The sequence below is a fragment of the Stenotrophomonas sp. 05L44_2 genome (assembly GCF_056665995.1).
Genome location: NZ_JBFTNR010000077.1, coordinates 1 through 9033, shown reverse-complemented (window position 1 = coordinate 9033; position 9033 = coordinate 1). Strand labels below are relative to the sequence as shown.

The following is a 9033-nucleotide window of genomic DNA, read 5'->3' as shown; positions in this document are numbered from 1 at the left end:
ACGAGGGGCTGCGCCGTTGGCTGGAATCTACGGCCACCAGCCGTGCCCGAACCGCGCGTAATGATCGGCCGCACGCTCGAACGGATTGCGCGCACTGACACCACCACACAGCAGATACACCGGCAGGTACAGCGGCCCCAGCACCAGATACTGGTACACGTGCGCACGCTCATGGTCATCCAGCCGGATCAACGGCTCCACGCCCCACCCCGCCTGATGCGCGTAGGTACGACAGCACATGCCCAGATCGTGGCCGGTGTGCAGGATCACGTTGCCCAGGGTGATCGCTCCGCCCGGGCCCCAGGGCCAGTGATCGAAAACCACCGCGCAATCACGACCGCTCCAGCGCATCTTCGCACCACCCAGCAACCCGGCCAGACCGCCAAGCAGGCCGATCAGGGTATTGGGCACGGTCCACAGCGCGCCCAGCACCTGCAGCGCGCGCAGCCAGATCGGCCAGGGCCGGGACGCGGTGTTCAATCCGCCTCGTTGGGGATCAGCAGCCACAGCAGCAGGTAGACCAGGATGCCGGGGAAGGCGGCCGACGCCAGCGAGACCACCACGTACAGCACCCGTACCAGGGTCGGGTTCCAGCCGAAACGATGGGCGATGCCGCCCATCACCCCGGCAATCATGCGGTCGTTCAGCGAGCGCGACAGGGTGCGCGGCACAGCGTTCATGGCGAGGTCTCCCGGCTGACTGGCTGTTGCCACTGTAGCGCCTGCAATGTCTACGGCGTGCGTTGGCGCAAGGCCTGCAGGCGGGCGCCGAACCACGCCGCGGAGGTCTGTTCGGGCTGGCCGGGGCAGCGGATCCGATACGCCTTGCCACTCATGCTGCTCTGACTCGCGGCACGCTCGATGAACTGCTCGGCGGTGTCGACCATGTCTTTCTTCAGCAGGTAGTCGTACTTGCGCTGCAGGTGGGAACGCGCATCGGCGGGACCGTACCAGCTGCCATTGCGCTGGAACTGGCACTGGGAGCCATCCAGGCTTCCGATCAACTGCGCGATCTCGCGGCGCGCATCGGCGCTCGGCGCAGCGCTGGCGACGCCGGGCGCAAGGGCCAGGGCAAGCGCAAACAGAGGGGAATGTTTCATGGCGTGCGTTCCTTCAGCCAGTTGTCGATGGTCGCCGGCACTTCGCGCTGTGCGCGGCCGGAGACGTAGATGCCGATATGCCCACCGCGGAAACTGGATTCGGTGTAGTCCTGTGTGCCCAACCGGCCACGCATCGCGCGCGATGCATCCGGTGGCACCAGATGATCCTGTTCGGCGTAGATGTTCAGCACCGGCAGGGTCACCTGCGACAGATCCACCGCCTCTTCGCCGATGCGCACGGTGCCATTGACTAGGCCGTTGCCCTGGTAGAACTGCTTGATGAACTCGCGGAAGGCTTCACCCGCGAGGTCCGGCGAGTCGAAGATCCACTTTTCCATGCGCAGGAAATCCTCCAGCGCGGCCTTGTCATCGAGGATGTCGAGCAGGCCCACGTACTTCTGCACGTTCAGGCGGAATGGCTTGAGCATCAAGTAGCTGGCATTCATCAGATCGGCCGGGATGTTGCCCAGCGTATCCACCAGCAGATCCACATCCACCTGCTGGGCCCAGTGCGACAGCATGTTGTCGGCGGTCTGGAAGTCGACCGGGGTGACCATGGTGATCAGGTTGCCCAGCTTCTGCCGCCGCAGTGCGGCGTAGCACAGGGCGAACACGCCGCCCTGGCAGATTCCCAGCATGTCGACGGGGCCTCCAATGCGTGCGCGCAGCGCATCCACCGCGCCATCGATGTAGCGCAGCAGATAGTCCTCAAGCGTCTGGTAGCGTTCGGAACGGTCCGGATAACCCCAGTCCAGCACATAGACGTCCTGGCCCAATGCCAGCAGCTTCTGCACCAGCGACCGATCGGCCTGCAGGTCCACCATGTACGGGCGGTTGACCAGTGCGTACACGATCAGCAGCGGTGTGCGCCGCACCGGAGCGTTCTCGCCGACGAAGCGATACAGCACCACTTTGCCATCGCGCCAGACTTCCTCGCGGGCGGTGGCGCCATAGTCGACGTCCTCCACCTGCGGCAGCAGCTTCAACCCCTCCATCAGCTTGCGCTGCATGGCCAGGGTCTCCTGCATCAGGTCATCGGCATTGAAGCCCAGCGGTCCTTTCATGGCTTACGACTTCCGCGTGGTCGCGCGGGTGGTGGCCTTCTTCGCTGGCGCTTTCTTCGSAGCRGCTTTCTTCGCAGCAGGCTTCTTCGCTGCAGCCTTCTTCGCTGCAGGCTTGCGCGCGACGGGCTTGACCCTGGCAGGCGCTGGCTGGGCAACCGGATCGACGGCATCGGTACCGGCAAGCGCCGCCACCTGTGCCTGCACCCGGCGCAGGCTGCGCTCGAGCTCGGCAATGCGACGGTGGGCGGCATCCATCTCGCTGCGGGTGGGCAGGCCGATACGTTCACTCATCTGTTCAACCTCGCGCTGCAGGCCTGCGCGCAGGCGCATCTGTGCGTTACCCAGCGAGGCATACACCTGCTGGAACGGCTCGGACATGGCGACCTTGGCGTAGGCCTCCTCGGCCACTTCAATCCACAGATCGAACATCGCCCGGGCGCTGGTCAGCTGGCTGCCGGGCTGCTCGTGTTCGGCCAAGCGCTGTTCGAACAGGTCGAACGCCTCTTCCAGTGCCTGCTTGATCTGCTCGACATAGGCCTGCGAATGCTGCTGGTACTCCTCCTGCGCGCGCAGCAGGGCCTGCCACCGCGCCTGGTGCTCGCGGCCGGGCCCGAACGCCGGGCTCTGCAGCCAAGGGCCAGCCAGCGTCTGCAACTGCTGGAACCACGCCGTGAACTCGGGCGGAGCAGCGTCCACACGGGTGCTGCCGCGGGCCCCCTGCAGCATCCACTGCAGCATGCCGTCGCCCTGCCCCTTCACCGCTTCACGCCAGGCCTGGGCAACCTCGGCACTGCTGGCATCGCGGCCCGCAAAGCGTGCAGCGACTTCCTGCATGGTGCCGTACCAGCTGCCAGCTTGATCGCGGAACCGCCGCACTGCCTCTTCGGGCGCGGCAGCACCGGTCCCGGGCAGCAGTTGGCCCCACCAGTCGAACAGGCGCTTCCAGCTGCCCGGGTCGTCGCCAGCCGGGGTTCCCGGCACGGCTGCATGGCGCAAGGCATCACCCCAGGCGCCGAAGTACTGGCGGGCCAGATTCTCGAAATCGCTGCTGCCGGCGTCGTTGGCCGAGCTGGTCATCGCGCTCCTCCGCAGGGCTGGGTCATGGCTTGGGAATGCGCAGGGTCTTGCTGATCATCAGCGACCCGGACAACGCGAACAGCAGCACCAACGGATGCAGCTGCCAAGGGCCAATCTGCCACTGGCCCAGCCACAGGTCGTGGCCGATGGCATCGGTGCCGGCGGCGATCGCCAGCACGATCACCAGCGCCAGGCTGGTGGGAATCGGCGTTCCCTCGAAGTACTTCACCTTGCCTTCGTCACCGCTCATCGCCTCGGCGGTTACGTTGTAGCGAGCCAAGCGGCTGACGCCGCAGCAGACGAAGTAGCTCAGCACCAGCCAGTCCCAGCCCCCCTGCATGCCACAGGCATAGGCCAGCGCTGCGGGCGCGACCCCGAAGGAAATGACGTCCGACAGCGAGTCGAGCTCGCGGCCCAGGGTCGAACTGGATTTGCGCCAGCGCGCGATGCGGCCGTCCAATGCGTCGAAAATGAAAGCCAGCGGGATCAGCGCCATGCCGAACAGCAGGTAGCCGCGCTCGCCATCCTGCAGGAAACGCATTGCGGCAAACACCGCGCCGGTGCCGCAGAAAGCGTTGGCGAGGGTGAACCAGTCCGCCAGATGGAACTCGCGCAGCATCGAGAAGTGACGTTTCATGAAGTCTCACGGGGCATCAAGGCCCACAGGGTACCGCGAGCGCCGCCACCGGCAACAGCGTGGGCTGCCCCTGTCCTTCACCCGTCACTCACCGATCCTCACCAGCGGTGAATTTTTCGCCACCCATCTTGACAGCCTAGGGGGGTGGCGCCTGTCAGCGCTTATCCACAAAGTTGCCCACGCGTAATCCACACCCCCTGTGGACAACTGGTTCTCACCGACTGCGACGTTGGACATTTCCTCATCACCACAAGCCGGGGTTTCCCTACTTCCCAAGCCGATCCGCCAGCGCTATGGTCTGCGGCGGACCCGCCGCCGCCACGTCCGACTCCTTACCGACGGACGATGTTGATGCTGGATGCACGCACCCTGGTCGCGCAGTTGCGGCAGCCCCATGGCGAGGCCGCGCTGGCCGTGGGCGAATCGATGAACCGCAGCAACGGCGCCCTCAACCAGGCGGCGATCGCACTGCTGGCCGTCGCTGCCGGAGAGCAGGTGCTGGAAATCGGTCCTGGCAACGCCGCCTTTGCGCCGCTGCTGCTGCAGGCCAGTGGCAGTCGCTACGTGGGTGTCGAGCTGTCCAGTGCCATGGTCGACGCCGGCAACCAGCACCTTGCCGCCAGCGGCCTGGCTGGCCGTGCCGCGCTGCGCGAGGGTGATGCCCATGCCCTGCCCCTGGCTGATGCCAGCGTCGATGCTGCGCTGGCGGTCAACACCCTGTACTTCTGGCCGGACCTGGCCCCGGTACTGGATGAACTGGCACGGGTGCTGCATCGCAGCGGCCGGCTATGCCTGGCCTTCGGCGATGCCGGATTCATGCGCAGCCTGCCCTTTGCCGCCGACTTTGAGCTGCATGAGCTGGACGCAGTGGAGCTGGCGCTGCGGGTGTCCGGCTTCACCGTCACGGCATGGCGCTCGCATCGCGAATGCACGGCCGGCAATGACAGCCAGCAGCGGGAAAAGCACTTCCACCTGCTGCTGGCGCGCCGGCGCTGAAGCTCTCCCCGCCGGGCATGGCCCGGCGCTACCGAGGCTGCGCCGGATGGTAGCGCCGGACCATGTCCGGCGAGCGCAGCGGCCTCCGGAATGCCTCAAAGCCGGCTGAAGGACCAGCTCTGCATGCGTCCATCCCGGTATGGCATCACTCCGTGGAACGGGCGCGGATCGGCATCGAACACCAGCGGCAGGAAGTTGCGGTCACCCTCCCACATCGGCAACTGGTCGAGCTTGTCCACGTCCACCCACTCCAGGGTGCCCTCGTGATTGCCGCCGTGCGGGGCACCCTCAAAGCTGTCGATGACGAACACGAAACCGAACCAGTCTTCACCGTGCTTGCCGAAACCCGGCCAGCTGATGGTGCCGCGCAGGCGCATGGCCGTGCAGTCGATACCGGCTTCCTCGGCGATTTCGCGGCGCATGCCGGCGGCGATGTCCTCGGTCGGCTCGACCTTGCCGCCCAGGCCGTTGTACTTGCCCAGGTGGTGGTCGCCCGGCCGGGTATTGCGGTGGATCATCAGCACCTGGCGGCGATCGGGCGAGAGCACATAGCCCAGGGTGGCGACGATCGGGGTATACGGCATGTGCGGGTCCGGCGGCGGGTCARCCGTGGATTATGGCCGATCAACGCACCAGCGACAGGCGGCGGTCGCCGGCACCCACGGTGTTGCCGTCTGGATCACGGCGCAGGGTGGCCACGCCATGGCCGCGTTCGGCCAGGTATTCCAGCCATTTGCCGAGGAAGGTGTTCATCCGCATGCGATGGCTGATCAGCTCGGCCGGCGGTGGGTACAGGCCCATCGTGTCCTGCCAGCGGCGGCCGACGTAGCAGTGGGTGGTCTCGGCCTGGCGCGCGTCCCGGTACAGGCGGACGAAGGCCGATGGGTCCGGTTCACCGGTCACCGGGTCGGCCAGGTCATAGGTCAGGCGCAGCTCGACCGTGTAGCGGTGGCACTCGATCACGTCCAGGCGCACGTCCAGGCCATCGCCCACCGAAGAGACATAGCTTCCCGCCACCAGCTCGGCCGGCGCGAACAGGCGCACCAGGTGACGGTAGTTCTCTGCGTACAGCCCCATGAGCCAGCTCAGCCGGCTCAGGCGGGGAATGCGCTCGGTACGGGGCAATGCTCGGGCCATGGGTTGATCCTACACGTTGGCCCTTCAACGTGGGGACTGATCGGCCCCGGCCAAAGGGGCCCTGTATCGACCAACGGTCGATACCCACCGCGCAGGTAGACCACGACCGTTGGTCGTGGCGCCCCCGTCAATACAGCTCGCGCTGCAGCCCCAGCGTGCCGAGCACCTTGCTGGAGATCTCCTCGATCGAGGTATGGGTGGTGCTGAGGGTCGGGATGCGTTCCATCTGGAACATGACCTCCGCCGCAGCCACCTCGCGCTTGCAGGTGTCCAGGTTGGCGTAGCGCGAATTGGGCCGGCGCTCCTGGCGGATCTGCTGCAGGCGGTCGGGGTCGATGGTCAGGCCGAACAGCTTGCGCCGGTAGTTGCGCAGGCGGGGCGGCAGGCGGTCGCTCTCCAGATCCTCGTCGGTCAACGGGTAGTTGGCCGCGCGCACTCCGTAATGCAGGGCCAGGTAGATGCAGGTAGGCGTCTTGCCCGCCCGCGACACCGCCACCAGGATCACGTCGGCGTCGTCGTAGTTCACCGCGATGCCATCGTCGTGGGTCAGCGCGAAGTTCATCGCGTTGATGCGCCGGTGGTAGGTGTCGAAGTCGACCATGCCGTGGGCCTGGCCGACCCGGTTCAGGCGCGAGCTGGACAGTTCGCGCTCCAGCGGCTCGATGAACGGGGCGAACACATCCAGCATCAGCGCCCCGCTTTCGGCCAGGATCAGGCTCAGGCTCTGGTCCACGCAGGAGTTCACCACGATCGGCCGGACCTGGTAGCGCTCCCCCGCCGCCTGGATCCGGGCACAGGCTTCGCGGGCTTTTTCGGGGTCATCGACAAATGACATCCGGTCGGTAATGAAGCTGAACCCGGAGAACTGGGTCAACAGGCTATGCCCAATGGTTTCAGCGGTGATACCGGTTCCATCGGAAACGTAGAACACCGGACGGATGGTCGACATGCGCGCATTTACCCCCTACGAAGCCTAAAAGGGCCGCCAACACAAGCTTGTGCCGACGGTGGTCTGCCCGGCATCATATCGGCTTCTTCCTACGGACGCGGCCATCAAAGCCCGCCTCGGGCGATGGCCAAACGGAGCATCGCGCTTGAACGAGAACATCCTGTGGTTGCACGAACTGCGTCTGGCCGACCTGGCCCGCGTAGGCGGCAAGAATTCCTCGCTGGGCGAGATGATCGGCAACCTTGCCGGTCTGGGCGTCTCCGTTCCTGGAGGTTATGCGACCACGTCTGAAGCCTTCAAGGACTTCATCGCGCACAACGACCTGTCCAAGCGCATCTTCGACAAGCTGGCCACGCTGGACGTCGAGGACGTCAACGCACTGACCGCAGCCGGCAAGGAAATCCGCGGCTGGGTGATCGATGCACCGCTGCAGCCGCAGCTGGACCAGGACATCCGCACCGCCTACGCCAAGCTGAGCGCCGACAACGGCGGCGGCGACGTGGCCGTGGCCGTGCGCTCCTCGGCCACCGCCGAAGATCTGCCCGATGCCTCCTTCGCCGGCCAGCAGGAAACCTTCCTCAAYGTCACCGGTGCCGACGATGTCGTGCACAAGGTCAAGGAAGTGTTCGCCTCGCTGTACAACGACCGTGCCATCGCTTACCGCGTGCACCACGGCTTCAAGCACGAGGACGTGTTCCTGTCCGCAGGCGTGCAGCTGATGGTGCGTTCGGGCGTGGGCGCGTCCGGCGTGCTGTTCACCCTGGACACCGAGTCCGGCTTCCGCGACGTGGTGTTCGTCACCTCCTCGTTCGGCCTGGGCGAAATGGTCGTGCARGGCGCGGTCAACCCCGACGAGTTCTACGTCTACAAGCCCACCCTGCAGGCCGGCAAGCCGGCGATCCTGCGCCGCTCGCTCGGCAGCAAGGCGATCCGCATGGTGTACTCGGATGTCCCCGGCGAGCGCGTCAGGATCGAGGACACCCCGGCCGAACTGCGCACCACCTTCTCGATCAACGATGAAGACGTGGCCGAACTGTCGCGCCAGGCGCTGACCATCGAAAAGCACTACGGCCGCCCGATGGACATCGAGTGGGCCAAGGACGGTGTCAGCGGCAAGCTGTTCATCGTGCAGGCGCGCCCGGAGACCGTGAAGTCGCGCAGCCATGCCACCCAGATCGAGCGTTTCGCGCTGACCGAGAAGGGCGGCAACGTTCTGGCCGAAGGCCGCGCCGTGGGCGCCAAGATCGGTGCCGGCGTGGCGCGCGTGGTGAAGACGCTGGAAGACATGAACCGCGTGCAGCCGGGCGACGTGCTGATCGCCGACATGACCGATCCCGATTGGGAGCCGGTGATGAAGCGTGCCTCGGCGATCGTCACCAACCGCGGCGGCCGTACCTGCCACGCGGCGATCATCGCGCGCGAGCTTGGCGTGCCGGCCGTGGTCGGTTCGGGCAACGCCACCAAGGTCATCGAGGATGGCCAGCTGGTCACCGTCAGCTGCGCTGAAGGCGATACCGGCTTCATCTACGAAGGCAAGCTCGGCTTCGAGCGCACCACCACCGATCTGGGCAACATGCCGCCGGCACCGTTGAAGATCATGATGAACGTGGCCAACCCGGAACGTGCCTTCGACTTCGGCCAGCTGCCGAACGCGGGCATCGGCCTGGCGCGTCTGGAAATGATCATCGCCAGCCACATCGGCATCCACCCCAACGCGCTGCTGGAATACGACCGCCAGGATGCGGCGACGAAGAAGAAGATCGACGAGAAGATCGCCGGTTATTCCGACCCGGTCGGCTTCTACGTGGACCGTCTGGCCGAAGGCATCGCCACCCTGACCGCCTCGGTCGCGCCAAACCCGGTGATCGTGCGACTGTCGGACTTCAAGTCCAACGAGTACGCCAACCTGATCGGCGGCAGCAACTACGAGCCGCACGAAGAGAATCCGATGATCGGCTTCCGCGGCGCCAGCCGTTACGTCGATCCGAGCTTCTCGGCCGCCTTCGCGCTGGAGTGCAAGGCCGTGCTGCGCGTGCGCAACGAGATGGGCCTGGACAACCTGTGGGTCATGATC

At 65.9% G+C, this 9033-nt stretch carries 11 protein-coding genes; 2 read left to right on the top strand and 9 right to left on the bottom strand.

Annotation, left to right across the window (positions count from 1 at the left end; all coding sequences use genetic code 11):
- Positions 1–27 precede the first annotated feature (27 nt).
- The 6 genes from AC1VAN_RS04405 to AC1VAN_RS04380 are packed head-to-tail and all read right to left on the bottom strand — an operon-like array spanning position 28 to position 3877.
- Positions 28–480, bottom strand: a complete 453-nt coding sequence (locus AC1VAN_RS04405; protein WP_025879253.1) for a hypothetical protein — start codon at positions 478–480, stop codon at positions 28–30.
- Positions 477–680, bottom strand: coding sequence for a PspC domain-containing protein (locus tag AC1VAN_RS04400; RefSeq protein WP_025879254.1), 204 nt, complete (start codon positions 678–680; stop codon positions 477–479). Before AC1VAN_RS04400 ends, AC1VAN_RS04405 begins: the two co-directional genes overlap by 4 nt.
- A 50-nt stretch (positions 681–730) precedes the next feature.
- Positions 731–1099: a YfeK family protein gene (locus tag AC1VAN_RS04395; protein ID WP_032976185.1), complete on the bottom strand. Its 369-nt coding sequence runs from the start codon at positions 1097–1099 to the stop codon at positions 731–733.
- Positions 1096–2163: a class III poly(R)-hydroxyalkanoic acid synthase subunit PhaC gene (locus tag AC1VAN_RS04390; protein WP_032976186.1), complete on the bottom strand. Its 1068-nt coding sequence runs from the start codon at positions 2161–2163 to the stop codon at positions 1096–1098. Before AC1VAN_RS04390 ends, AC1VAN_RS04395 begins: the two co-directional genes overlap by 4 nt.
- Before the next feature lie 3 nt (positions 2164–2166).
- Entirely contained in the window at positions 2167–3240 is a 1074-nt protein-coding gene (gene phaE / locus AC1VAN_RS04385; protein ID WP_480985333.1) for a class III poly(R)-hydroxyalkanoic acid synthase subunit PhaE, read from the bottom strand.
- A 22-nt stretch (positions 3241–3262) separates the two neighbouring features.
- A complete protein-coding gene (locus AC1VAN_RS04380; protein WP_025879258.1) occupies positions 3263–3877 on the bottom strand; it encodes a CDP-alcohol phosphatidyltransferase family protein in 615 nt (204 codons plus the stop codon).
- A gap of 345 nt (positions 3878–4222) precedes the next feature.
- Here AC1VAN_RS04380 and AC1VAN_RS04375 point away from each other — a divergent pair, with 345 nt between their 5' ends.
- The gene (locus AC1VAN_RS04375; RefSeq protein WP_282280515.1) at positions 4223–4873 is read left to right on the top strand and encodes a class I SAM-dependent methyltransferase; all 651 of its coding nucleotides are present in this window, start codon (positions 4223–4225) and stop codon (positions 4871–4873) included.
- A gap of 95 nt (positions 4874–4968) precedes the next feature.
- Here AC1VAN_RS04375 and AC1VAN_RS04370 read toward each other — a convergent pair whose 3' ends face one another.
- From AC1VAN_RS04370 to ppsR, 3 genes are all read right to left on the bottom strand, one after another.
- Complete coding sequence (locus tag AC1VAN_RS04370; RefSeq protein WP_080148528.1) at positions 4969–5457, bottom strand: NUDIX hydrolase; 489 nt, start codon at positions 5455–5457, stop codon at positions 4969–4971.
- A gap of 40 nt (positions 5458–5497) precedes the next feature.
- Positions 5498–6010, bottom strand: a complete 513-nt coding sequence (locus tag AC1VAN_RS04365; RefSeq protein WP_025879261.1) for a DUF1249 domain-containing protein — start codon at positions 6008–6010, stop codon at positions 5498–5500.
- Positions 6011–6137: 127 nt separating this feature from the next.
- The gene (ppsR, locus tag AC1VAN_RS04360; protein ID WP_025879262.1) at positions 6138–6959 is read right to left on the bottom strand and encodes a posphoenolpyruvate synthetase regulatory kinase/phosphorylase PpsR; all 822 of its coding nucleotides are present in this window, start codon (positions 6957–6959) and stop codon (positions 6138–6140) included.
- 145 nt (positions 6960–7104) lie between these two features.
- On the opposite strand from ppsR, the gene ppsA reads away from it, so the two are divergent.
- A partial coding sequence (ppsA, locus tag AC1VAN_RS04355) for a phosphoenolpyruvate synthase (protein WP_480985332.1) occupies positions 7105–9033 on the top strand: 1929 nt, incomplete at its 3' end.

Bases quoted from the DNA above. Each gene is read 5' to 3' on its own strand.
- AC1VAN_RS04400 (WP_025879254.1), bottom strand. From the start codon at position 680: ATGAACGCTGTGCCGCGCACCCTGTCGCGCTCGCTGAACGACCGCATG.
- AC1VAN_RS04395 (WP_032976185.1), bottom strand. From the start codon at position 1,099: ATGAAACATTCCCCTCTGTTTGCGCTTGCCCTGGCCCTTGCGCCCGGC.
- AC1VAN_RS04390 (WP_032976186.1), bottom strand. From the start codon at position 2,163: ATGAAAGGACCGCTGGGCTTCAATGCCGATGACCTGATGCAGGAGACC.
- AC1VAN_RS04380 (WP_025879258.1), bottom strand. From the start codon at position 3,877: ATGAAACGTCACTTCTCGATGCTGCGCGAGTTCCATCTGGCGGACTGG.
- AC1VAN_RS04375 (WP_282280515.1), top strand. From the start codon at position 4,223: ATGTTGATGCTGGATGCACGCACCCTGGTCGCGCAGTTGCGGCAGCCC.
- AC1VAN_RS04370 (WP_080148528.1), bottom strand. From the start codon at position 5,457: ATGCCGTATACCCCGATCGTCGCCACCCTGGGCTATGTGCTCTCGCCC.
- AC1VAN_RS04365 (WP_025879261.1), bottom strand. From the start codon at position 6,010: ATGGCCCGAGCATTGCCCCGTACCGAGCGCATTCCCCGCCTGAGCCGG.
- ppsR (WP_025879262.1), bottom strand. From the start codon at position 6,959: ATGTCGACCATCCGTCCGGTGTTCTACGTTTCCGATGGAACCGGTATC.